We start from the raw sequence: 23,003 nt of genomic DNA, 5'->3' as shown, positions 1-23,003 counted from the left end.
CGCCCGCGCCCTCGTCAAAGACGATAAGCATCCCGGCTACGGCCAAACGGGCAAGGCGGCCCTCACGCCACGCTTACCGCTGATGCGCCGCGCCGTCGAACGTCTGACGGCCGAGCGCATGGAGGTGACCGAGCCGCCCGACTATTCCGAGACGCTGGGCGTCATCGCTAACAACATCACCGCCACCGCGCAGCGCGTCGATATGCTGGTCAAAAGCCCTATGCTGGCGATGACGCCCGAACAGTTGGCGGGACGGATTACCGCGGCGGCGAGCACGGTGCGCCAGGAAGACCGGCAGACGATCGCTACGGCGCGCACCGGCCTGGAGGACGTGACCCGCCAGCTTCACGGTTATGTCGTATCGGCGCGGCGTGGTGACGAGCAGAACCGCTGGCTGATGTGGACCGCGATCGGCGGGATCGTGGTCGGCATGATCCTATGGGCGGTGTTCGCTGGCATTGTCGCGCGCGCCGTGCCCGCGAGCTGGCAATGGCCGGAGAAGATGGCGGCCCGCTCGCTCGACCTGCCGATGTGGGAAGGCGGTCAGCGTCTCATGCGGACCAGCGCGCCTGACGCTTTCGCCAGTATCGCGGCGGGAGATCGGATCGTTACCGCAAATCGGAAGGCGTTCGAGGCGTGTCAGAAGCGCGCGGTGAAGGCCGACACTGCTGTGGCATGCACGATAAAGGTTGGGAGATGAGAGCGCCAGCTACCAGGATCACATCACCCTAGCCGTTCAGGTGGGGCTTGGCTTGCATCACAAGCTTGCAGTCAGATGCAACGACGATCATCATGGCTGCTGAGCGCAGCTGCCAGACGCTACGCGTGCTGGTAAGCCTTGAGATCAGCGCGGTTCCGCTGCGATCACATAGTCCGCGCCTGACGCCAGCGCGCCTTCCGCCTCGATCAGCGCCAGCGCTTCTGTCCGCAGCATCGCGGCGTGTGCCTCCAGCGCCGCGGCGAGCGTGCGGTCTGCGAGCCGGATAATGCGCGGGGCGCACATCGCGATCTGCGCCTCCACGAAGCGTGCGCCGAAGCGGATCGGGAAGCGCTCTGCCGCGATCGGCTCGAAGCCCGAGCGGCGCAGATTGTCGATCACCCATTCGGCAGGATATTCACGGTATGGGCGCTCGCCGGCGAGCAGCAGGCAGGAATCGCGCAGTCGCCCGATTCGCCATACGATACGCGCCGGCGCCTCTGTGGGTTCGTCCGCGGGCACGTAGGGATCCACCCCGACCACATAGAGCCGCCCGCCCGTTAGCGGACGCAGCCGCGCGAACAGGCGTTCCTGGAAATAGGGTGCGAAGCCGTCGATCGCGCCCACGAGATAATCCGCCAGCACCGTATCGTAGCGCTCGCCGGCGAGCAGCGCCGGGTCGGCCCAATTGCCGAGCACGATACGATCGTCAGGCCGGCGTCTGGCCTCCGACAGGTCGCGCACCTGCCGGGCATGGCCTTCCGCGCCGGTGACGGCGGTCCAGCGCGTCGTCTCGAGCGACTGGATCCCCGATCGAGCCCGATCCCGTGCCGGCGTCGAGCATCGCGCCCCAGGGCCGGTCGCCGTGCAGCGCCTCGATGTGGCGGAACAGCGAGGACGCGGCGTTCGGCGCCGCGTCCCCCGTCGTTTTCGTCATCAGAAGGCCGTGCGCAGCCCGAAGACGAAATTGCGCCCGCGCAGCGGCGATTCGTCCTTGATGAAGGAGGCATGGTTGAACGCCAGCGAGTTGGTGAGGTTGGTGCCGCGCACATAGAGCTCGGCACTGCGCTCGCCCAGCGGCACTCGATAGCTCAGCGTCGCGTTGAGCATGTCATAGCCCGGCGTGCGTGTCTCGAACGTGGCCACGCGATCCTGCTCGAACACGCGGAAATATTCGGCGTTGGCGACGAAGCCGGCGATGTCGGCATCGCCGCGCACGCCGAGCCGCCCGGCCGGGATGCGCGGCAGGTCGCCCTCCCCATCCTTCAGCTTGGCGCGCACATAATCGCCGAAGATCGCTGCGCCGAAATCGGGCGAGAAGCGCTGGTGGATCTCGCCGTCAATGCCGGTGAAGCTGGCGTTACGCGCGACATAGCGGATCAGCCGAAAATCCTCGAACCGGTCGATCGTGTCGGCGAAGACATAGCCGTCGAAATCCTGGTGATAAATGCCCAGCGTGAAGTGGGTGTTGCCGGTCGTCTTGCGGAAGGTGGCGTCGATCGAATGCGCCGTTTCCTTGCCCAGCGTCGCCGTGCCCAGTTCATAGGTGTTGGTGGCGAGGTGGACGCCGCGCGCGAACAATTCCTGCGCGGTCGGTGCACGCTGCGATCGGGCGACGGACAAAGCGGCGGAATAACCATCATCCGTTTCCCAGATCGCCGCGCCGGATATCGAGAAAGGATCGTGCTCGACGCGCCGGTCGGGCGTTAGCTCGATCGACTGCCATTCCTGCCGCGCCGCCAGCTCGAGGCGGACGGGGCCGGCCTGATAGGTTTCGTGGATGAACAGCCCGGTGTTGCGCGTCTCGCTCGACGGCAGATAGGCTTCGACGCCCGTCGCGCTGAAGCGGCTTTCGGCATGCTGCACGCCGAACACGCCGCGCAGGCCGAACAGCGGCTTGTGCGCGAGCTCGAAACGGATGTCGTTGGCCTTGTTCCGGAAGGTGGTGGCGACTTCGCCGTGATCGATTTCCTCGTGCATGTAATCGGTGAACGACATGCGGAAGCGGACACGCTCGAAGCCGGGCAGCGGATCCTCGTAATCGCTGCGGATGTCGAACCGCTCGCTGCGCAGCCGCACGAAGGGGACCTCATGCTCCTCGTCATGGTCATGGCCATGGTCGTGATCGTGCCCATGGTCATGATCGTGCGAATGGTCATGCCCGCCGCAATGCAGGCTGGAGCCGTGCGGGTGGCAATCCTCGTAATCGTGGCTGTGCCCGGGCAGGCCGTAATTGCTGCGCTGGTCGGTGTAGGCGACGCCGAGATAGCCGCGCGGGCCGACCCAGGCGCCGCCTACGGAGACGGTGGAGGTGTCGTTGTACGAGCCATGCACGCGATCCTCGCCAAAGGCAGAGGGCACGCGGTAATCGTCGCTCTCGCGGTGAACGCCCTCGACGCGCAGCGCGAAATTGCCCGCGCCCGCGGTGATCCCCCCGACGAGCGAGCGTTCGTCGTCAGCGGTGCCGAGCCGGCCTTCCGCCACGCCCTCGATCCCGTTCACCGGGATGGCGGTGGGGATCTTGGAATCGAGCAGATTGACCGCGCCGCCAATCGCGCCGCCACCATACAGCAGCGTTGCGGGGCCACGCAGGACCTCGATCCCGCGCAGCAGCAGCGGCTCGGTGACCACCGCATGGTCGGGCGAGACGCGCGAGGCGTCGGCGATTTCCGATGCGTCGGACAGGATCTGCACGCGCGGCGCCGTCTGGCCGCGGATCACCGGACGGCTGGCGCCACCTCCGAAATTGTCGAAATTGACGCCCGGTTGCCCCGCTAGCGTCTCACCCAGGGTGGCGGTGCGGCGATGCACCAGCTCGTCGCCGGTCAGTGTCACCACCGGCGTCACCGTCTCGTCGGCGCGCTGGCGCAGCGGCGATGCGGTGACGAGGATGTCGTCGGCGCGATGCGCGCCATCGGTGCGCGCTGTGTCGGCCTGTGCGTGCGCGGGCAGCGCCGCCAGCGTGCCCAGCGCCATCGTCGTCGCCGCACCCGTCAGCAGAATGGTTTCCGTGATCATATAAGCCCTTCCCCGGAACAGCGAGGGGTTATGTCACAAGATATCATTACGCTCAATGCCGGCGAGGTAACGAGATCTAAAACAACAAAGGGGGCCGCAGCCCCCTTTGCGAGCGTCGATGCGCTCAATCATCTGGTACCGCCCTCGTTGTGACGCGGACGATACCAATGAGTCTTAGTTGCTGTCCGCGTCGTCGTCGCTGTCAGCGATCACGACGATGCCGGCGATGACCGCGGCAGCGGCGAGAACGGCGATGATGACGCCGCCGCCAGCTGCCTTGTCCGCCTTCGCGGAGGTGGAAGCCACACGAGCCGACTTGGTGACCGAGAGCGACGACGCGGAGTTGGCAGGAGCAGCTGCAACCGGAGCCGCGACGAGAGCAGTGGCAGCGACTGCTGCGAGGTACTTGGAGATCATGGAAGGCCTTTCCAAAAATGAGGCGCCGCAATGGATCAACGCACGACCAATGTCGATCCGTTTCGTGGGTGTGTCGGGTCGATGTGAACTATATCACAGAGCCTTAGGGAAGCGTGCGGTGCTTCGTCCGCAGCGGCCCCGTTGTGAGCGCCGCGCTCTTCAAAGGGAGCTCGAAACAGGCGCAGCGCTCACGATCGACCCAAGCTGTTACTAGGTGCCGGCGGTGCCTGTTCGGCCAATTACCCGAGTAACACAAGAAACATTTCAGAAGGCAACGGATCGGCGTGGCTGCTCGCCGCGCGGCCGAAGCCCGCGCACGATGTTCTGCGTGGCAAATGATTTTCCTCTTTCGTTCTGCCGCCGATTGACTCAGAATCATGGCCATGCCGATCCGCCCCGACCATCGCTGGCTGTATCCGATCGACTGGCGCGAGCTCTCGCACTTCGTCCGCTTCCAGCGTGCCAAGGGGCGGTGCGAGCATTGCGGGCGGCCGCATGGCGCACGGGTGCGGCATCTCGGCGACGGGCGCTGGTATGACGAGGAGCGGCGCTGCTGGCGCGACGATCGCGGGCGGCGCGTGCGCGGGCTGGTTTCCCCGGAGCGCATGCCGCGGCAGCTGCGCCTCGCGGAGCTGGCCGGCGAGCCGGCGCTGCCGTCCACCCGTGTCGTGCTGGCCAGCGCGCACCTCGACCATGATCCCGGCAACAACCATCAGCGTAACCTGGCGGCGCTATGCCAGCGCTGCCACCTGGCGCACGACCGCCCCGAGCACCGTCGCCGCCGCTGGGCCACCTTGTTTCGCCGCCGTGCGCTGGGGGATCTTTTCCTCGGCATCTATCGCTAGAGGCGTCGATCTGTATGCGTGTCGACATGTTCGCGCGGCCCTAAGATTATCGGAGCTGCCGCCGAGCGATGCACTTTATCCCCTTGATGCGTGTTATGCCGAACGAGACAACAAAGGGGAGTTTCTTCATGCGCTCGACGATGCTTGTTCCGCTCGCCGCCTGTGTGCTGCTCGCCGCCTGCGGCAAGGGCGAGGACAGCGTTTCCATGACCAATGCATCGCTGGAGGATGTCGCCAAGGCGCAGACCGCCAAGCTCCAGCCCGGCCAGTGGGAAATGCGGATAGAGCAGGTCAGCAGCGAGACCAGCGGTGGATCGGGCAACCTGCCCCAAATGCCGAAGGTTCCCGCCAGCAGCACCAAGGTCTGCTTGACCGAGGAGCAGGTGAACAATCCGCAGGGCATCCTGGGCGGGGCATCGCCGATGCAGAAGAACTGCGTCTATGACAGCTTCACCATGGCGGGCGGCAAGATCGACGCGAAGATGCGTTGCACCATGGGCGACATCAAGGTCGAGGGAACGAACAGCGGCACGTTCAGCGCAACCGAGATCGCCTCGGAATCGCACACCACCGTCACCGGCCTGCCGGGCGGGATGACGAGCAAGTCGCATCTCAAGATGAACGGCAAGCGGCTGGGCGAGTGCCAACCGGGCGACCTGAAGGCCGGCGACACCAAGGCACCCACCGCGACAAGCTGAGGCGGCGCAGTCCCGCGCGGCATGGAGATAGGCAGCCCGGCCGGGGCGATCTGTTCCAGGGCGTCCATCGATCGGTGGACACCAGGCGGAGGTCGCCGCATCCTGTACGATCGTGGCGACCAGCGGATCGGCAAATCGTTCATGTACCGTTCTTCGTTCCTCGATCGGCTCGTTCGGCGTTTGCGGGCCAACCGGCGCCCGCATCCCCCGGCGTCACCCACGCGCGAGTTGATGCCGCAGCCCGCCGACGATGCCGCGCCGCATCGCCTGCCGGCCCCGGACCCGACCCCGCTTCTGCCACTGGTCCGGCGGTTTGCGGCTCCCGGCTTCAGCTTCGGAACGTGGCAGGGTGGGGAGACGCGCGACGGGGTGATGCAGATGTCCTTTTTCGCGTTGTCGCCGGACGGAGAGGCATTCGTGACCGCCGCTTATCAGGGGCATTGGGTCCGGCCGGAGATCGACTGGTCGGGCTGGGCGTCCGGACCAGCCTACAAGAGCTTGCGAGGCGATGCCAATGCGCTGGCCGGGGCCAGCACCGACAAGATCGCGCATTTGCTGATCACGCTGATCCGCGGTGATCGCTGCAACGAGGGGATGCTTGCCACCGCGTTCGACCAGGGGCTGCTGATCCGCATCCTGGAGCGGCTTGCCGTGCTGGCGCGTGAGGGCGCAGCCGGGACGTTCACCCGGGAGCAGTGACGCTGGCGGCGATTGTGATACGTCACAGGTCGCTTGTCAGATGTGTCAACATGTAGGTTTGTCGGCACGTCTATACGTCAGGTTCCGTTCCGTCCGACTCCGCGATCGCTTCGACGTCCTCAAACACTTCCAGTGCGACGTTGACGAAATTCTCCGCTTCCAGTTGGATCAGCGGGATCGGGGCGTGCGCGGCATCGATCCGCTCGACCTTGTCGGCGGAGATGCGCACGAGGAACCGGTCGCAGTTACTCAGCACCAGCATGCGGATCGCGCGATTGTCATCGAGCGCGATATTCTCGACGATCCCTTCGTATGCGACGTTGGCTCCCTCATGCTCGAGCGTGGTGACGACATAGGCGATGATGAAGCTGTTCGCTGGGCGCGCCAGATCGACCCAGTGCTTGAGCCAGCCGAAGCTCGCCGCCTCGCGCAGGTCGCGCACCCAGCGCCAGCCGCTCGCACGATAGGCGACCAGTGCGACGATCAGCGCCGGCAGCAGCAGCGCCACGAACCAGGCGAGGAATGCGCCATCCCCTGGCACGCCGGCCGAGCGGCCGTTGGTCAGGATGACGCGATAGACGTTGGGATCGAAGGCGAGCGCCAGGCACTGGCCGCTCCACCGGCACAGCCCCGCCTGCACTACGAACAGCGCGGACAGCAGGATATGCCCCAGCAGCGCGCCGAAGACGATAACCAGCAGGCTGAAGGTCGATCCCGGCTTCTCGGGCGCCTGCGAAATGAGGTCGGAACGTTCGCCGGCGCGCAGGCCAGCCCATAATCCGAGACCCGGTGCTAGCAGCAGCAGCGCCAGGAACAGGGTGTAGCTGAAGCTCACGTGGACGGCGGTCTAGGCCGTCTTGGTCGCGGCCTCGGCGTCGTTCACGGCGTATCGGCCATCCACGGCGCTGCGCACCACGAACTTCCCGCCCTCAAAGGTCGCCGCATCCTTGGCCGCCTTCCAACTGCCGAAGCGAGCGCGGACGATATTGGCGGTCTCGATCGACTTCTCGGTGTTGACGCGCATGCGGGCCTCCGAGGAGCAACATAAGCGGTCCGGTCACCCGCGGCAATGCGCGCGTCGCCGTGCATGGTTTCACGGCATTCACTTGGGATCGAACGGCGTGATCCTCGCTCCTTCCACCTTCCACATGCGCCCCTCGCGGGTGGAAACCAGCACCGGCATGCGCATGCTGTAGGAGGTGAAGACGTGGATCTCGGTCGGCGCCGGGTCGAGCAGGTGGTTCACTGTCACCCCGACCGGCGTCGCGCCCGCGGGAAGTTTGGGCCGTGTGATGTTGAGGCAGCCGACGCTATAGGGGCGCGATGTCACCACGGTGCCGTCCGGGCCGACGATCACCCGGTAATGGCCGCCCACCGGATAGCTGTCGGCATCCTGCCGGGCCGACAGGAGGTATACCGCCACGGGTCTGGCACCGCGGGGCGGCAGCACCACGGTGTTGAAGGGCAAGGGCGTACACGGCTTGTACGCCCGCTCCGCCGCGTGCCGCGCCGCGATCTCGCGTGCGCGGGCCAGCACCATCTGGGCGTCCGTCAGGGCCACGGGGGTGGCGAGCACGTCCTGCCGGACGACCTTGCCGTCGCGCACGTCCGCCACGAAGAACGCCCGCGCTTCGGCCGCCGTGCCGCGATAATAAGTGACGCGCAGGATCTGCGGATCGGCCGCTTCGACCACATAGCCGCCCAGCGCGCCCAGCCGGTCCTTTGCGATCGCGGCGGTCAGCGCGTCGCTGCTCACCCAGGCTGCGCGATCGAAGGCATGAAGCATGGCGCCGATCGCCGATGCCTGCGCCATGCGCTGCTCAACGGTGGGAGCATTGGCCGCAGCAGGCGGGGCGGCTTCCCCGGCCTGTGCGGCGACCGAGGCGAGCAGGATTGGTGTCAGCAGCATGAAGCGTCTTCCTGTTCGCGCGTGAACGATATGGTTTGCGGCATGGCAGTTCCCTGTCGCGCGAGCCATAGCTGTAGCCGCTCGCAGACATAGCGGCGTCTGCGCGTCATCGGGGCGATTTATTGGTCACGCTACACCTGGCGGGACGGCCTCGACAGGTCGGTTGTGACACGATGGTCACGCTGAACCTGAGCAGCGAGGCTGTCGGTAAGACGATCGCCCCAAAAGCACGGCTGAGGCGTTGACCCACCTGAACGGGGGAGGGACGCCGATGTGTGCTGGTGACGACGAGAAGTGGATGCGGATGGCGATCGACGTCGCCCGCTCGAAGGGCTCGGACCCGTCCACCTCTCCCCTCGGGTGCGTGATCGTCCTGGATGGCAAGGTGATCGCGGCGGAACGCAACCAGACCCAAGAGCTGCCCGACGCCACCGCGCATGCCGAGATGATGGCGATCCGTCGAGCCTGCGAGGGCACCGGCGAACTGGAGTTGCGCGGTGCGACGCTCTACTCGACGCTGCAACCGTGCGGGATGTGCACGATGGCATCGATCTGGTCCAAGGTCGGCCGCGTGGTCTACGGTGCAGGGCGCGACGACGTTCACGCCATGTATTTCGAGGCCAGGCACGTCGATACACTGTCGTTCATCGGCGATGCTTATCGCGACGATATCGAGATCGAAGGCGGGTGCCTGCGCGAGGAGTGCGCCGAACTCTACTACGGTCCCGCTGCCGATCTACCCGAGGAGGAGCAGGCCAACCTATGAGCGATGTCGTCAACGTGAACACCGCCAGCGCCGATGAACTGGATGCAGTTCCGGGCTTGCAAGGTCACGGGTTCGAGATCGTCCGCTACCGCGGCGAACGAGGGCGTTTCACCGATCTGCGTCAGCTAGAGGAGGTGCCGGGCCTGGCGGGAAAGGTCGATGGCAGCCGTGCCGCGCTCAGCGTCGGTGAAGGCTAACCTTCAACTGCTATCACAGCGGGGCGATCGCCAGAAACGTCGTGACGACGGTCCTGTCATCGACTGGCTTGTGCAGCACCCGCATCGCCGGCGAGCGGGGCTGAAAGCTGCGGGGCTCCCCCGTCAAATCTCATGGCTGATGGATCGTTCGGCGAAGAACTTGCGCAAGCAACCTTCGCCCAGAGAAGACAGGCGCAATACATACAACTTGACGCACCCTGCAGGTGCGCCGCGAATTGTATGCGGCGCCTCTGGCGAGGCGCTTGGATCGTCGCTGCGCGCCGAGTGTGGCACCGCTCACGCGGGTGCCAGCGCTATCGCGGGGGTCGCGGCTTCGCCGCCCTCGTGGCGGGCGTGGGCGGCCCTTTACGCTTCGCGATAGTCCTGCAGCGCGAACGGGTTGAGGAACTGGCGCCCGCGCATCAGGTCGCGATCGACCACTGACAGTCCGGCCTCGTCGCAGACCGCGTCATAGCGCGCCGCGATGACCGCGATCTGCCGGTCGATGATCGCGTCCGCCTGCGCGCGATCGAGCAGGAAGACGCCAGCGGCATCGACGCACAGCGCAAGGTGGCTGTCGCGCCGATTGCCCCGGATCAGCATGGCCTGACTGGCCTCGCCGCCCGCCCGCGCCTGCGGGCAGATGTCATAGGCCGGGGTCAGCGTCAGCGCTTGTCCGTCCCAGAAGGCCGAATGGTTGCGGGCATGATCGTCGGTGTTGCCGCACAGGATGTTAAACACCAGCCGACCGAACAGCTCATGCAGCGTCTCGCGAGGCGCGGCGAAGCGGTGCCGGACGATCTCCGCCAGAACCTCGTAGCTGGCATAGCGGGCCATCAGCTCGTCGAGTTCGAGCAGGGTCAGCGCCGACACCATTGCGCGGCGCGTCCAATCTCCTTCGGTTGCAATCCGGTCGAAGCGTTCGACCAGCAGCACATCCTTGCCCTGCGCGCGCACCAGCCGCACCGGAGCGACATCCAGCCCGATCTCGCCGGCGAGCCGCATGGCGACGAACTCCGCCTTCACCACGTCCTGCACGTCGCCGATCGCCGGGAACTTGGCGACATATTTGGTCGTGCCGTCGGTCAGGAACGCCTTGGGCCGCGCGCCGCCCAACGAGCTGCCGTGGTGCAGCGCCAGATCGAGGTCTGGGGTCAGCGGCACTCCGGCCTCCACCCGCTCGGCAGAGCGGATCAGCTCCTCCAGCGTCGCGGCGGTCGAGGATCGCGCGACATAGTCGGTCGGCGAGGCCTGGAAATCCAGCGCGCCGGTGCGGTCCGAACCGCTTTCGAGCAGATAGCTGAGCTCATCGATTCGATCGACGTCGCCGTCCCGCGCCTGCCGCCCGAGCAGCCGGTTGAGAATGACGCGGCGTCCCCAAGCGTCGGGTGCGGCGTCGCGCAGGCTGCTGGGCATCGAGAGGCCGGGCAGCGGCGTGATCACGCCTGTGACGAGCGGGAGTTCGGGCAGGAAGAGCGGGATCGCGTCGTCCCGCGCGAGGTAGCTGCGGCCGTAGTTGAACAGGAGCCGCTGGCGATCGCGGAAGATGCGGCCGGCGACCACCGGCTCGATGCGTTCGGGCAGCCAGACCCAGACATAGGCCTGATCTGCGGCCTGATTCGCCATCAGAAATCGTCGTCCACCGCCGCACGACGGTTGTGGACGGCCCCGGGCAGCAGCGCAAGCCGGTCGGCTACGCGATGCGCCTCCTGCGCCAGCCCGTTCTCCTCGAAGCCGAACAACGGCACCTTCAGGATCGCGGCCAGCTCGAACACCGTCCCGATCGCACAGCCTGGTTCGCCCCGCTCCACCCGGCCGAGCAAGGCGCGCGAGATGCCGGCACGTGCGGCAAGATCAGCCTGCGAGATGCGCTGCTCCGTTCGCGCCATGCGGATGGTGTTGGCCATTAGGTTCAATGCCTGTTCGGCGTAACGAGAGTGAGCTGTCATTCTCGGTAGTATGCCTCATATATGCAACATATCAAACGGAATGAAACTAATATGCTACATACGGTGCCGATCGCCTATGGTTATTTTGGTGAAGTGAAGGATCTGAAAGATGGAAGGTCGGCAGTCGCCGGCTGAACCCTCGGTAAGCGCCTTCTTCACCACCGGCCATGGCCGGTCATTCCCCAGCATCTGCGTCCGTCAGCCGACCGCATCAGCGGCGCGGCATGACGGCGCACGCATGGAGTTCATCATGCTACCGACACCCACCATCACGACGTTGAGCATCGCCCGGCTTGACATAGGCTACCGGCTCGGCCTCGGTGTTATTGGCGGCGTGTCGGCCGTCCGCAGCGCTGCGGACGACGAACTTTCCGCTTTCAAAGCTCGCCGCGTCCTTGGCGGCCTTCCAGCTGCCGAAGCGGGCCCGGACGACATAGGCGGTCTTGATCGACTTCGCAGTGTTCACGCGCAAGCGGACCTCCACGGGTCAACATAGGCGCTACTGCCACTGGCGGCAATGATACGGACGGGTGATGGGTGCCAATTCTCAAGGTACGTCGATCCGTATGCATGTCGACAGCCTGCTGCGCTCCATCTCTCCTGCACGCCTATGAGCCGGGCTCGCAGGGGCGTAATCAAGATCACAGCAAAGCGTGCCCTGTGATATGGTAAGCGCGAGAAGAGAAATCGGCACGGCGGTTATCGCCGGTTGTGACGTAACAAGGGGGCATGATGGTCCGAAAGGCGGCCGAGCGGATCTGCTGGCAGAGGTCATCGAGATTGCGCATAGTCATGCCGCATCTCGCCCGCACTCGCCAGCCGATCCGCCCGGCTTGTCATTCAGCTTTACGAACCTAGTGCCTCACGGGCAGCCGCGAGTGCGGCCTTGCCGCCCTTGCGCGTCGTCTTAACTGCAACATCAATGGCGTGCTCGACCGTATGTCCCGCTTTGCGGCCGAGCCCGATCTTCTTTGCCGCCTCGCGGCGGGCTTCCGAATAATTTTCCGCGACCATCGGGTAATCAGGCCTGAGATTGTAGCGCTGACGGTACTGATCCGGGGTGAGCCCGCAACTCGACAAGTGCCGGCGCAGCGTCTTGTAGGGTTTTCCGTCTATCATCGATATAATGTATTCCTTAGATGCCAAAGACTTGCGCGCCGAAACGGCCGGCACATACTTCCGAGAGGCTTCTTGAGCTATGGGTTCCGCAGACGCTCCACTAAGCCCAGAAACAGCCGCGTGCATCGAGGCAAGGAATGCCGGCACATCGTCGACGGTGGTACGGGTATTGGGATTGCTCAGCCAGGCGATGGTGAGTTCGGTCGCTAGAGTCACGTTATCGATGTCGTCGCTCATAATTACTCCGAAAAAAGGGGTACTGGTTTTGATACGTTGTCGGTCTACAGAGGCGGCGGTGTCGGCTCCGTCACCATTCAGCGCAATACCGGTAGCCTCCTGGTCGAGCGCTTCCGCGTCGAATGAGCGTCGCTGCGGTGTTTCCAGACGCCAGCGTGTTAGGCGTCGTCGTCGCGCCGCGCTGACCAGCCTTACACACGAACAGCAATTATAGGATCCCCAACAAAAAGTTGCAAAAACACGGTTAATAGCGTTTAATATGAGTGAGCTGCCAAAGAGTATGCAGAGAGGATCAAACTGGTCATGGAAAAGATAGTTGCCTACGGTTTGATCGCATTAATTCTGATTGTCGGTCTGCCGATCGGTGCGCGGACTTGGCAGCGTCGCCGCCGTCTCCAGCTGCGTCGTAGAGGTATCAAGCGTTACGGGCACTGAGTGAATTTGCCTGTTTGTGATTGAGTACGCCGGTGACCATCGTCGGATGGCGGCACTGTTCGTGGAATGACTGCGTGGAAGCGGGCGATTAACGTGACGTGCTTCCGCCATGCCCCCTCAGCGACGAGGCTCGTGCCGTTTCGGGACTCGTACCTCCGCGTTCCTCAAGCTCTTTCCCCGAAATCTAGTTAGCACATTCTTATTAACTTTCGGGACGTGGCTGTGAAACGATTCGCCTTCGCATTGATTGCCGGTCTAGCGCTTGGCACTGCTCCAGCGACAGCATCAACGATAGTCCGTGGAGCTTGCGCGTCAGTGAGTGACTCTGCCGGCTGCCTGTTCAAGGGTAATATCAATTCGAACAGCGGCGGAAATGCCAATAGCTACGTTACCGCTCAGAACCTGTACAATGCATTGGTCACTGCCGATCGAAGCATAAGCCTTAATCCTCTGGGTTCGACTGATGACAATAACTTCAGGTCTATCGGATCGCTCACAGGTTCAGGAACGTCATCGGGCACTTGGACACTCGATGGTTACCTCGTCGACTTCATAGCGGTGAAGGCGTCCAATTCCTTTGTGCTATACCAATTGGACAAACCGGCCAGCAGCGGCAGTTGGGATACCTTTGACATCCCCTTTCGCAAAAACGCGTTGGACCTGTCGCACATCGTGTTTTTCGGCGATGTGGTCACCGCGGTTCCCGAGCCAGGCACTTGGGCGCTGATGCTCGTAGGTTTCGGCTTTGTTGGCCATGCCATGCGCCGGAAGAAAGCAAAGATGCCGCACGCGCAAGCTGCCTGACGGATCGGGGCCGGTAGATAGACTCGTACAGCGATCCGGCTTCCTGCGACTGGCGGGGTAGTTCGCGTGCCTCTAGTTCAAGCGCCAACCGCCAGCCTGCGGGTATCGGCCGAATAGCGCTGGGGCACTAGCGCTGAATAACGCGTACTCCGCGCCTTTCATACCGCTACCAAGAAGAGGCAAAGTACGTTCGATGGTTAGCCCAATCGAATAGCTCTCGATCTTAGAGTACGATTGATCTAGCAGGCTCACCCTCGCGCCACGGGTGAGCAGTAGGAGGCGATCGAAGAAGTCGGTTTAAAATCGACCGCGCTCGCTGACGATTGCCAGGAGCGCGTCAGGAGAGGATGCTTCTCATCATGACCGAAGACGACGCCGTGCGGCTGCTGAATGAACGTGTCAGCCTTTTCGCACGTGAGATTGCTGCGCTGTCGGCGCCGCCACGATCCTCCTATGCCGCGCACCAATCAGCGATCGCCCGCATTATACGCACCAGTCTGTCAGATGAGGATGTGTGTGTCAGGAATTCTGCCCACGGTTAATCTCGTTGGCGCTTCAGATTTTGACGCTGATCGCGGATATTATGCCAGTCTGATTAGTTTATTTAGTGCTGAAGGTAGCGGCCCGCCCCGGCAGTCGTCTTCCGCGAACTCAAACTGCCCGGCGGTTACCCCTTTGCCGCCGGGCAATTTCGTTTGGCCACCCGTTCGTATCAGCTAGCGGGATAGGAGCTACCAGTTGCATCGCCTCTCCGATCGGCGCCGATAGTCAGCGCTCCTCATTTTCGCGCGGCAGCGCCGGCTTGTCGGCCACCTTGTAAATCCGCTCAACCGGCGCCTTGTGCGGAAAGCTTTAGGCATGCCAACTCGGTTCCACTCACCGCCAGCCTCGCGCAGGATATGGGCAGGGCGTGTCCGGGAACCTCTCCGACTTCAGGGTACGAGGTAGAGATGCCGTACCAAGCGGCTGGCTCGGCCTGCCGGTCGGGCATTCGGCACCGACTGCAGGCTGCAGCTCCCTCCGCGCTTCCAGGCTAGCTGGGAGGTGGCACGGATCCGCTCGATGCGGAAGTGCTCGTCGCGCGCCGCGATATGCGCGAAGTGCGCACCGTCGAAATACACAAGTTCTGGGTACATTTGGTTCGATTCAGAAATGAATAAGCGGCCAAACCTAGATCATACCTGCAGGTTCCCCAATCTGCGACGAGTCGAGGTGATGATGCGGTGGGTCAGATTGCGCCCAGCTAGTTGTCAAATGTCCTCGCTGCCCATATCGACAGCCGATCAACATCGAAGCGGCAATCTTGTCGAGCAACCCGCAAGCGCAATCATGTATTTGCTGTACTCCTGTCGGTGACCTCAATCGGTACCAATGGCTCGGCTTTGTACGTCAGCCGCTCAGCGGGCGGCGTCACTACTACGGCCCGCGGCTTGCTGCTAGCGCATGTGCTCAAGCGCGCTGCAGACAGCAGGGCCCGCGCCAGCCCTATTGTCCGCATCACGAGCCGCATCGACCAATTCCTCATGGCTGTTCCGGAACGCGTCGTCGCATTTGACCTGGTTGGTAGTCGCCGCTCGCTCGGCGAGCATGCCGCGATCGTACTCTTCGGCAGCAGCTTTCCACCGATCGAGGAAGACGGCCTACTCGGCGAGGTGTTGGGCCGAGAGCACGCCGCAGGGGGGGGGGAAGCGCGATCGCCCGAGGATCAGCAACACGACAGCTGCCGTGAGGATCGCCAGCGGGGCAGGGGCGTTACTCCTTTATCTTACCGACGTGTGCGCTCCAACGCAGTAAAGCCGGACTGATAGAGCGCCGCCTCAACCGCCCATCGGCGCACGAGCCCGTTTGAAACCCGCCCGCCGGTGCGCTTCCGGTCTGCGAACGCCGCTGGACTGGCAGCCCCTTCTTTTGCCCTGGTAGCCCCACACGCAGCCCTATCTCGATGTTGCAGGCGAGCGAAGCCATTGCGCCGGTGTTGTCGGTGCGTGCGGGCAATACCCGCACTGGACGGGCGCGGTCTCTCTTCAGCACTGCGGCGAACACGTCGTCTGCCTGCACCGGCGTGATCCGGTCGCCAACGCGCACGCGCTGACCGTCAAGATGGTAGGTGTTGCCTGGGCGATGGCCTGCTCGGTCGGGCTGAAGTCGGGACTATAGGGCGGGAGGAAGATCAGGCTGGCGATCGAACAGCATCGCATCCGTCGCAATGGCAGGGTCGGCTTTGTCGAGCAGCGCATCGTCAGGGCGCGCGGCACTCACAATCGAGGCGGGCGGGGCGACGCCGGTGAGCTCAGTACCGCCGGTGCCGGCAGTGCGAGGCGGAACGCTCCTCGACTGGTCACGGGCGTGGATCCCGCTGCGACGGCTCGAGCCGCAAGGATTACTTCGTCCATCGATTTCTCCGGAGAAAAGGCAAGCGCCCGCATTTGGAGGATGCAAATCGATCGGGGTTGAGCGAGGTTGATTGTGCGACCCAAGCGAGTCGCGACGCAAGAACCTGCCCGGCGAGCGTATTTAACTCCGCTCGCCGGGGCTTTCATCCGCCAAGATACAGCCTCACAGGGCGCCGCGATCCGCCAGGTCTTCAGCCATTACGACCACAGCCCTTGCTGCAGCGACCGGGTATGCTCATTGCCGGCCGCAACCTTATGCCGGTACGTCTCACCCATCCTCCCACCAGCCCAGAACCACGAGCCGAGCAGCACGTCGCGATTGGCCTTGGCAAAGGCGAAATATTCTTGCTGCAGCTGCTTGCCGTCTTTGCCCTTACCCTCGTAAGCTGGCATTGGACCTTGTGGCGTGATGCCGCCGCCGATCTCGCCCATGACTGCCGTAGCGCCGATGGCACGGAGCGCGTCGATCGCAGGGCCATATCGCTTGGCAATGTCGATCTCGCCATCAACATAGGGCGACTGATCGTTGCCGGTCCTCGCCGGGTCGCTGTGTTTGCCCCAATAATCGTGCATGGTAAAGATCGTACGCTTCAGCGGATCAAGCGCCTTCATCCCGCCAATCTTCCGCACCTCCGCCATCGCGCGGACGGTCTGCCGAGCGTTGTTCCAATCGCCCCAACCGGCGAAGATATAACCTTTGTAACCGGCATTGCGGATAAGGACTATGGTTGCTGCCAAAGACGGCGCCCACACGTCCCAGTCCTTTGCACCCTTGGCCGGCTCGTTCTGTAGCTCGATGCCGAATAACGGGTTTGGTCCACCAATCCCTTTCTCGATCGCAGGCGCGAAGGCAGTCCAGAAGCGTGCGATATCTGGATTCGTGAATGGGCTGTACTTGTGGTCGTCAATAACGAACGCCACGCCCTTGCCGATGCAATATCTGGCCGCGCTAATCAGGTTGTCCAGCACCCAAGTGTTGATCGACCCGTCAGCCTCGAAGCAGAAGTCCCGCTTAAGCGGCAGGCGAATGGCCCGCATGCCAAGGTCGATCATCGGCTGCAAATCTTTGGCGCGGTTGGGCCAGCCCTGTCCCTTGATCCCCTTGCCAAGCGATGCGCCGAACCACGCCGCGCCATCCGCCGGCCTGCCATTGTTGAACGGGGCGAGTGGCTTGACGTCTCGCGCCGCCACGGGGGGAGCTTCGAGCGCTGGGCCGCTATCTTCGGCCGGCGCCTGATGTTCTGGCGCTGCCGGCCCGAGAGCAGGGGGCTTGATTGTTTCGGCCTCGGCTCCGATGCCCCATCGCTCCGCCAGAACAAGCGTGATGGTCGATACGGCAGACACAAACTCGCGTCGGGATACAGTCATGCGCTTGATCCTTTCCGGGCTGTTCTGTCACTCTTCGGGTGGTGCCGACCAGGCAACTTCGGTGTCAAAGCTCACTATGTCGAGCATGCGGAAGGCATCTCGGGGTGCTTCGAACGCGTCATCGTAGATCATTCGCTCAGGCGGCGCATATCTGCCCTTGCAGGAACCGCTTCAATCAGAAGCGGATAAAGCGGGTTTCGTCTTTGATAGTCTCTTCGCGGGTTGATGTCACAGTCTGAGCGCGGACCACCGCCGTCGAGGCGAGGCCGGGCAGCGTCTGTGACACCGCGCCCGCGCGAACCACGCTGCCGCTGTCAAGCAGTGCCGGGGTGATCGCCACCGGCCCTCGTTCCACGATTGTAGGCCTGTGTACGACACTGCTCGCGGCGATGGCCGGGGTGACGATCGGCAACGCGGGCGCAAGCGCTACAACTGGCGCGGTGACGATGCTGTCCGGCAAAGTAGCCCGCGCCTCGATCCCGGCCGGCTTCGCTTCGATCCTCAGCGAGACAATCCTGGTATGGCCGGTGATCAAGTCGAGCGCCACGATGGCAGCCGCTGTTGGCGCAGGCTCGTCGGCCGCGGATCGCGGCGTGGTCGCCGGCGGGCTCACCAGGTGGTTGTCGACCGGCAGCGGCAGCGGCAAAGTCAGCAGCACGGGCAACCAGTGCGCCCGTGGTGGCAATTTTCGCACGATCCCGACCTGCGTGACCTCGATGCCGCGGATGGATCGTGCCGGTGGTGACCTGACCCTCGGTGATGGTGATCGGACCCGGATCGCCGAAGATGCCACCATCTTCAATCCATCCGATGTGGCGTTGCATGATCGTTCTACCCATGGTCCGCATGAAGGCAGTCTGAGCCCTGTCGCGGCAGAACCGAAACTCCATGACCCAAGGCGCGTTTGATAAATGGCGGACGTCTATCAAACGCAGCGGAAGGAGCACGGCCGATGTTTTGGCCTTTCACACGCCGTCGGGCGCTGCCTAGACAGTATTTGCCATACGCATCAGATGAGTTCTGGCGTGTCGGCGATATCGCCGAGTGCTGTTACGATGACGACTGGCACGATCCCGACGGGCACCCGTCCACCGGCCCGCGTCTCGGTGACCGCCATCTGGTTCGCGCCGTCGTGCTGCACTCGATCAATCATGCGCAGATGCTAGTATTTGTCGGAGTTGATCGAATGTTTGCGGCGTCCGCGTTCCGGAAGCTTGTTGACGTTGACGTTCATGAGCCGCGCCGTTCTGTGTCTCCAGTCCCACAAAAAGCAGAATGATTTATAAGACCGTGAGGCAGTGTCGTCCCGTCACGTCAACCCGGGCCGTGGCAGGAGCATACTGACGATGACGCAGCCGGAAAAGATTGGTAAATCAGCGTACCGGAGGGGTGGGCACAGTGAAGCTGGCTGAATCACTAAAGGGCGCGGGGATCGACGTAAAGGTGCCCGACCGGGAGCGTTGATCGCTGACTGATGCGCGGCGATAAGGGTACGACGCCGCATGACGCACCAATCGTGCCCCGGTTCGTGTGTGCGCGCGGCGTTGTTGCCGGGCATCTTTCGCGTGATGACGGATCTGCTGTCACCGCGTTCAGCGTTCTCGCTGTTTCGCTATCGGTGAGCCTAGTTACCGTGCCCGCTACGCCCAGCATAGGCGCTTTGGAAGATATCTGAAGATTGCCTAGATTTCGATGTCTGATAGCTGCGCGACGGCCTTGCCCGACATAGGCACGGCGAAATTGATGCCGATCACTCCGTTCCGTGACCATGCCACCCATCCTTGCGCGATTATCGAAGGGGTGAACACCACCTCCAAAAACGCTCCGGTGTAGATGTTTGTCGAAACGGAGATGCGGCACCCCGCTTCAGAGATGTCCGTTGCACAACCTCGACAGCGCATCACTGTGGGGCCGCTTACCGTAACACTGCGCAGCATCGGCCGCCTAGGTGGTACTCGTTCAATCATGAACGAGCGGTTCTTGCTTGCATCGGTCATTTTATGCTGTTTAGCACGGGCAAATGCTGGAATGGTTAACGGCGCAAATTCTGGCTGGTTTATAGTTCCAGGTTGATCGACTTATCCTCGGTTGGTCTGCCTCCAGCCGCGTACGGCACCTGCAGCATCTGTTGCAAACGAGATGTGGTCGATGGGCTCCGCCTCGGAAGCGTTGTTCGACGGCCGATGGTTAAGAAGGCTGACGTTAGTCCACGCGTTTACCAGCGAGGCGCTGGCGATCAATGTCGACCAAGTGACGTAATGGGATAAACAACCCCTGCACCAGCGTAGTTGTACCAGAGCAGCCGCTGGCGCCAAGGGTGCCAAGCCGCGGCGGGCGTTGTCAACGGACCAGCTTTTCCTTCTTACCATCCTTGACAATCCTAGCTTCCGGCCGATCACCTTCAATCGCTTCAAAAACTTCCAATCTTACATTATCTAGACCGTTATCATCTAGATGCTGCCGAATCGAAGACCTTATTTTATCGAGTTTGTTCGTGCTGCATATATCACCGCTCAAATTTAACAGTTCAGAGCTTTCCACTAAGGTGACGTGCACGGCAAGAGTCTCAAAGTCTCTCTTTTCGAACTGAATACGTTTTACACCACTGAGGTCAACACCATCATCAAAGAATACCGTACGGAACTTGCGCTCGTCCCCATTGCCGGTGTCAAATGTGATCAATTCTTGAGATCGCCCGATCGATTCCGAGACGACCCTAAAAGGCATTCTCGGGTTTTGTACATTGACGGGGACCAGGATGTCATCAAAACGGTACCGTATCAGCGGCATAGTCTTGTTGAACAGGTTGGTGACGCAGGTCGATTCAGAGCCGAGCTCGAAGATCAAATCGTCTTCGAAGAGGTAGATGCCTTCCCAGTCGTTGAGTGCAACGCCCATAAGATTAACTTCGGACGATCCGTATGAATTTGCGATCTCACATTGAAACGTTGATCTCAATATTTCACGCTCCTGAGGAAATAGCGGTTCGCCCCCGGACTCAAGAAGGACTGGTCTGATATTCAATCGTCCGGCGCGCGCTTCGTCCGCCAAAGCCATTAGATAATGTTTGTATGCGCTTATGATCTTTGGCTGATGCTTATTCAGTCCAGCAATAACTTCCGGCCAAGGGGCGGAGATGTCAAAATTGCGCGTGTTGAAAAGCAGTCTTTGGGGCCAATCATCCATCAAGCCCATCACTGCCGCGCCCATGTCATGAGTATCGAGCGGGCCTAGAAACGACGTACGCGTCCATGGTTTGATTTGCCGGTGCAGCGCACCATAGCTCATTCCATTGATCACTTCATCGGTCGTGTGAACGTAGATGCCGGGAATGCCGGTTGAGCCCGATGATAGGACAACATTGTATCGTCCTAAGTACAAATCCTTGGAAGATGGAGAATCTCTGACGAAAGAATCAAGGCCCTTACTTGTAATGGCACGATCTGTGACAATTTCGTCGAAATTTTCTCTAAGCATCGCCGATGTCAAAACAGGAAAATCCTCTGGTCGGCACCTCGCAGGATCAATGCGGTTCTGATCTATGACACGGCGATACCAAGGCGACGTTTCCTGGACGAAAGCGACAAGCTCCCTGAAGCGGGCTAGATTGCGAATATCCCTTGCCTCTGGCGTGAGCTTGAGAGTGTCTCGGCGCCTTTTGATTGCCTGCGCAAGTTTCCAGAGAATCATTTCCGCCCTCTTCGATGCATGTGGCCTCGCGCCTGATGTGCCCCTGGCGGGTGCAGCGACCCAGAGTGATTAGGGGGACGTCGCTATAAACGGCTGGTGCAGCCTGGAATTTAGCGGAACGCGGGCAGGCCACCTTCCTTAGGGAGCGGCTGGCTCTTTACCAAGCGCATTTTGCCTTCATCATGCATCCCCGATATTAGTGCTGCCAGTCGAACGCAAACCGCTGCCTGTACGATGCTGCCCTGCTACCCGTCTGTCAATCGGCTTCCAAAAAGGACCCCCTATCGGCGTGCAAAAGGGACCCCCCTTGTCGAGCAGCGTGACGGGTATGAGCGGCGCACCGTTCGCGCTGGTTGCGGCGTAGGGCGGGCGTAGCCCGACCGGAGGCGCAACCAGCGCGAAGCGTTTTCCGTCGGGTGCCCCGGGGCGTCAGCTGCGGTGCTTGAAGCGCCAGCTGTCGTTGCCGGTCTCGACGATGTCGCAATGGTGGGTAATGCGGTCGAGCAGTGCGGTGGTCATCTTGGGGTCGCCAAAGACGGTCGGCCACTCACCGAAGGCCAGATTCGTGGTGACGATGACGGAGGTCTGCTCATAGAGCTTGCTGACGAGGTGGAAGAGCAGCTGACCGCCCGAGCGGGCAAACGGCAGGTAGCCAAGCTCGTCGAGCACCACGAGGTCGAGACGCGAGAGCTGGGCCGCCAACGTGCCGGCCTTGCCGAGGCGCGTTTCCTCCTCGAGCCGGTTCACCAGGTCCACCGTGTTGAAGTAGCGCCCGCGGGCGCCGGCCCGTACCACATTGGCGGTGATGGCGGTGGCGAGGTGCGTCTTGCCGGTGCCCGTCCCACCGACCAGCACGAGGTTGCGCCGGCCGGGAAGAAACGAGCCGCTGTACAGCGAGCGCACCAGCCCCTCGTTAATGGGAGTGTCGTCGAAGACGAAGGCGTCGAGGTCCTTCACCGCTGGCAACCTGGCGGCTGACATCCGGTAGCGGACCGACGCTGCATGGCGGTGCGTCGCTTCGGCACGCAGCAGGTCGGTCAGAACCTCCATGGTCGTGCGCTTGCGCTGGAGACCGGTGGTGACGGCCTCGTCGAAGGCACCAGCCATGCCCTTCAGCCCCAGTTCGGCCATGGCCGTCATCATCTCATGCCGCTGCATGGAGGCCTCGCAGGCTGTCATAGCGGTTGCAGTCAGCGCGGGGCGGATGGCGCAGCGCCAGGTCCTCCGGCGTGATGATGGTCAGCGGCCGGGGCGGCTCGCGTCGGCGGGCCAGGATGTTGACGATGACGTCGTCGCTGGCGACGCCGGCCAGCAATGCTTCGCGCACGGCCGCTTCCACCGCCTCCAGTCCGTCGTCGAGCACCGCTGCCAGCACCCGCACGAACCGCCGGTCGGCGTCGTCGCCAGCGCCGAGCTTGCGCCGCAGTCGTGACAGCGCCGGCGGCAGCTCCCAGCCCTGGAACGGTGCGCCGTTGCGCAGGGCACCCGGCTTGGTCGCCAGCACCGGCAGATAATGCCACGGGTCGTAGATGGTCCGGTCGCGGCCAAAGAACCGGGGATGGTCGGCGACGACTTCACCATCGCAGCGCACGACGATGCGGTCGGCATAGGCGCGAACCTGCACCGCGCGTCGCACCACCCTGGCAGAAACGGAGTAGCGGTTGCGGTCGAAGCTGATGAGGCATGTGCCGCTTACCGCATGCTCGCTCTCGTGGAAGCCGTCGAAGGGCGCGACAACAGGCTGGAGCACCGCCCGTTCGGC

Annotated in this window: 26 protein-coding genes; 9 read left to right on the top strand and 17 right to left on the bottom strand. The window is 62.8% G+C overall.

Annotation, left to right across the window (positions count from 1 at the left end):
- The first annotated feature begins 79 nt into the window (after positions 1-79).
- On the top strand, positions 80-700 hold the full coding sequence (locus tag ACH0BU_RS16695; RefSeq protein ID WP_500264361.1) for a DUF6118 family protein: 621 nt from the start codon (positions 80-82) through the stop codon (positions 698-700).
- A 144-nt stretch (positions 701-844) separates the two neighbouring features.
- Here ACH0BU_RS16695 and ACH0BU_RS16690 read toward each other — a convergent pair whose 3' ends face one another.
- From ACH0BU_RS16690 to ACH0BU_RS16680, 3 genes are all read right to left on the bottom strand, one after another.
- On the bottom strand, positions 845-1,441 hold the full coding sequence (locus ACH0BU_RS16690) for a hypothetical protein (RefSeq protein ID WP_500264359.1): 597 nt from the start codon (positions 1,439-1,441) through the stop codon (positions 845-847).
- Positions 1,442-1,633: 192 nt separating this feature from the next.
- Positions 1,634-3,715, bottom strand: coding sequence for a TonB-dependent receptor domain-containing protein (locus tag ACH0BU_RS16685; protein ID WP_500264358.1), 2,082 nt, complete (start codon positions 3,713-3,715; stop codon positions 1,634-1,636).
- 174 nt (positions 3,716-3,889) lie between these two features.
- Positions 3,890-4,132: a hypothetical protein gene (locus ACH0BU_RS16680; protein WP_046408100.1), complete on the bottom strand. Its 243-nt coding sequence runs from the start codon at positions 4,130-4,132 to the stop codon at positions 3,890-3,892.
- Positions 4,133-4,515: 383 nt separating this feature from the next.
- Here ACH0BU_RS16680 and ACH0BU_RS16675 point away from each other — a divergent pair, with 383 nt between their 5' ends.
- From ACH0BU_RS16675 to ACH0BU_RS16665, 3 genes are all read left to right on the top strand, one after another.
- A complete protein-coding gene (locus ACH0BU_RS16675) occupies positions 4,516-4,977 on the top strand; it encodes a hypothetical protein (RefSeq protein ID WP_046408164.1) in 462 nt (153 codons plus the stop codon).
- A gap of 128 nt (positions 4,978-5,105) precedes the next feature.
- Positions 5,106-5,675, top strand: a complete 570-nt coding sequence (locus tag ACH0BU_RS16670; protein ID WP_197075413.1) for a DUF3617 domain-containing protein — start codon at positions 5,106-5,108, stop codon at positions 5,673-5,675.
- Between the two features lie 231 nt (positions 5,676-5,906).
- Positions 5,907-6,374: a DUF6508 domain-containing protein gene (locus tag ACH0BU_RS16665; RefSeq protein WP_500264357.1), complete on the top strand. Its 468-nt coding sequence runs from the start codon at positions 5,907-5,909 to the stop codon at positions 6,372-6,374.
- A 70-nt stretch (positions 6,375-6,444) separates the two neighbouring features.
- Here ACH0BU_RS16665 and ACH0BU_RS16660 read toward each other — a convergent pair whose 3' ends face one another.
- The 3 genes from ACH0BU_RS16660 to ACH0BU_RS16650 form a co-directional block, all read right to left on the bottom strand.
- Positions 6,445-7,209 (bottom strand): hypothetical protein, encoded by a 765-nt coding sequence (locus ACH0BU_RS16660; RefSeq protein ID WP_046408102.1) that lies wholly within the window; start codon positions 7,207-7,209, stop codon positions 6,445-6,447.
- Between the two features lie 12 nt (positions 7,210-7,221).
- Positions 7,222-7,398 (bottom strand): hypothetical protein, encoded by a 177-nt coding sequence (locus tag ACH0BU_RS16655; RefSeq protein WP_156167167.1) that lies wholly within the window; start codon positions 7,396-7,398, stop codon positions 7,222-7,224.
- Between the two features lie 78 nt (positions 7,399-7,476).
- Positions 7,477-8,283, bottom strand: coding sequence for a hypothetical protein (locus tag ACH0BU_RS16650; RefSeq protein ID WP_046408103.1), 807 nt, complete (start codon positions 8,281-8,283; stop codon positions 7,477-7,479).
- Between the two features lie 271 nt (positions 8,284-8,554).
- Here ACH0BU_RS16650 and ACH0BU_RS16645 point away from each other — a divergent pair, with 271 nt between their 5' ends.
- Together ACH0BU_RS16645 and ACH0BU_RS16640 are read left to right on the top strand one after the other, a co-directional pair.
- Positions 8,555-9,049 (top strand): nucleoside deaminase, encoded by a 495-nt coding sequence (locus ACH0BU_RS16645; RefSeq protein WP_500264360.1) that lies wholly within the window; start codon positions 8,555-8,557, stop codon positions 9,047-9,049.
- A complete protein-coding gene (locus ACH0BU_RS16640) occupies positions 9,046-9,246 on the top strand; it encodes a helix-hairpin-helix domain-containing protein (protein WP_500264356.1) in 201 nt (66 codons plus the stop codon). Before ACH0BU_RS16645 ends, ACH0BU_RS16640 begins: the two co-directional genes overlap by 4 nt.
- A 366-nt stretch (positions 9,247-9,612) precedes the next feature.
- Here the strand turns inward: ACH0BU_RS16640 and ACH0BU_RS16635 are convergent, their stop codons facing one another.
- The 4 genes from ACH0BU_RS16635 to ACH0BU_RS16620 form a co-directional block, all read right to left on the bottom strand.
- Positions 9,613-10,872: a type II toxin-antitoxin system HipA family toxin gene (locus ACH0BU_RS16635; protein WP_082102754.1), complete on the bottom strand. Its 1,260-nt coding sequence runs from the start codon at positions 10,870-10,872 to the stop codon at positions 9,613-9,615.
- Positions 10,872-11,195 carry a helix-turn-helix transcriptional regulator gene (locus ACH0BU_RS16630; RefSeq protein WP_046408110.1) on the bottom strand — a complete coding sequence of 108 codons (324 nt, stop codon included), beginning with the start codon at positions 11,193-11,195 and terminating at the stop codon, positions 10,872-10,874. Before ACH0BU_RS16630 ends, ACH0BU_RS16635 begins: the two co-directional genes overlap by 1 nt.
- 253 nt (positions 11,196-11,448) lie before the next feature.
- Positions 11,449-11,667, bottom strand: coding sequence for a hypothetical protein (locus ACH0BU_RS16625; protein WP_156167169.1), 219 nt, complete (start codon positions 11,665-11,667; stop codon positions 11,449-11,451).
- A gap of 374 nt (positions 11,668-12,041) precedes the next feature.
- Positions 12,042-12,551 carry a Ros/MucR family transcriptional regulator gene (locus ACH0BU_RS16620; protein ID WP_046408113.1) on the bottom strand — a complete coding sequence of 170 codons (510 nt, stop codon included), beginning with the start codon at positions 12,549-12,551 and terminating at the stop codon, positions 12,042-12,044.
- Between the two features lie 750 nt (positions 12,552-13,301).
- Between ACH0BU_RS16620 and ACH0BU_RS16615 the strand changes: the two genes are divergently transcribed.
- On the top strand, positions 13,302-13,790 hold the full coding sequence (locus tag ACH0BU_RS16615; protein ID WP_500264355.1) for a PEPxxWA-CTERM sorting domain-containing protein: 489 nt from the start codon (positions 13,302-13,304) through the stop codon (positions 13,788-13,790).
- Between the two features lie 359 nt (positions 13,791-14,149).
- On the top strand, positions 14,150-14,332 hold the full coding sequence (locus tag ACH0BU_RS16610) for a hypothetical protein (protein WP_500264354.1): 183 nt from the start codon (positions 14,150-14,152) through the stop codon (positions 14,330-14,332).
- 2,049 nt (positions 14,333-16,381) lie between these two features.
- Here ACH0BU_RS16610 and ACH0BU_RS16605 read toward each other — a convergent pair.
- Both ACH0BU_RS16605 and ACH0BU_RS16600 read right to left on the bottom strand, forming a co-directional pair.
- Positions 16,382-17,551 carry a cellulase family glycosylhydrolase gene (locus ACH0BU_RS16605; protein ID WP_082102755.1) on the bottom strand — a complete coding sequence of 390 codons (1,170 nt, stop codon included), beginning with the start codon at positions 17,549-17,551 and terminating at the stop codon, positions 16,382-16,384.
- A gap of 175 nt (positions 17,552-17,726) precedes the next feature.
- Positions 17,727-17,891: a hypothetical protein gene (locus ACH0BU_RS16600; RefSeq protein ID WP_156167173.1), complete on the bottom strand. Its 165-nt coding sequence runs from the start codon at positions 17,889-17,891 to the stop codon at positions 17,727-17,729.
- On the opposite strand from ACH0BU_RS16600, the gene ACH0BU_RS16595 reads away from it, so the two are divergent.
- Positions 17,881-18,459, top strand: a complete 579-nt coding sequence (locus ACH0BU_RS16595) for a hypothetical protein (RefSeq protein WP_156167175.1) — start codon at positions 17,881-17,883, stop codon at positions 18,457-18,459. The genes ACH0BU_RS16600 and ACH0BU_RS16595 overlap by 11 nt on opposite strands.
- 101 nt (positions 18,460-18,560) lie before the next feature.
- Here the strand turns inward: ACH0BU_RS16595 and ACH0BU_RS16590 are convergent, their stop codons facing one another.
- The 5 genes from ACH0BU_RS16590 to ACH0BU_RS16570 all read right to left on the bottom strand — a co-directional run.
- Positions 18,561-18,704 carry a hypothetical protein gene (locus tag ACH0BU_RS16590; RefSeq protein ID WP_156167177.1) on the bottom strand — a complete coding sequence of 48 codons (144 nt, stop codon included), beginning with the start codon at positions 18,702-18,704 and terminating at the stop codon, positions 18,561-18,563.
- Between the two features lie 529 nt (positions 18,705-19,233).
- The gene (locus ACH0BU_RS16585; RefSeq protein ID WP_082102757.1) at positions 19,234-19,548 is read right to left on the bottom strand and encodes a PilZ domain-containing protein; all 315 of its coding nucleotides are present in this window, start codon (positions 19,546-19,548) and stop codon (positions 19,234-19,236) included.
- A gap of 343 nt (positions 19,549-19,891) precedes the next feature.
- A complete protein-coding gene (locus ACH0BU_RS16580) occupies positions 19,892-21,241 on the bottom strand; it encodes a phenylacetate--CoA ligase family protein (protein ID WP_156167179.1) in 1,350 nt (449 codons plus the stop codon).
- Positions 21,242-21,670: 429 nt separating this feature from the next.
- Positions 21,671-22,399, bottom strand: a complete 729-nt coding sequence (gene istB, locus ACH0BU_RS16575; protein ID WP_500264353.1) for an IS21-like element helper ATPase IstB — start codon at positions 22,397-22,399, stop codon at positions 21,671-21,673.
- The coding region (locus ACH0BU_RS16570) for a Mu transposase domain-containing protein (RefSeq protein WP_500264352.1) at positions 22,386-23,003 on the bottom strand (618 nt) is incomplete at its 5' end. The genes ACH0BU_RS16570 and istB, both read right to left, overlap by 14 nt.

The sequence above is a fragment of the Sphingomonas olei genome (assembly GCF_045369765.1).
GTDB classification, from domain to species: domain Bacteria; phylum Pseudomonadota; class Alphaproteobacteria; order Sphingomonadales; family Sphingomonadaceae; genus Sphingomonas; species Sphingomonas panaciterrae.
This window is presented reverse-complemented; position numbering and strand designations above follow the sequence as displayed.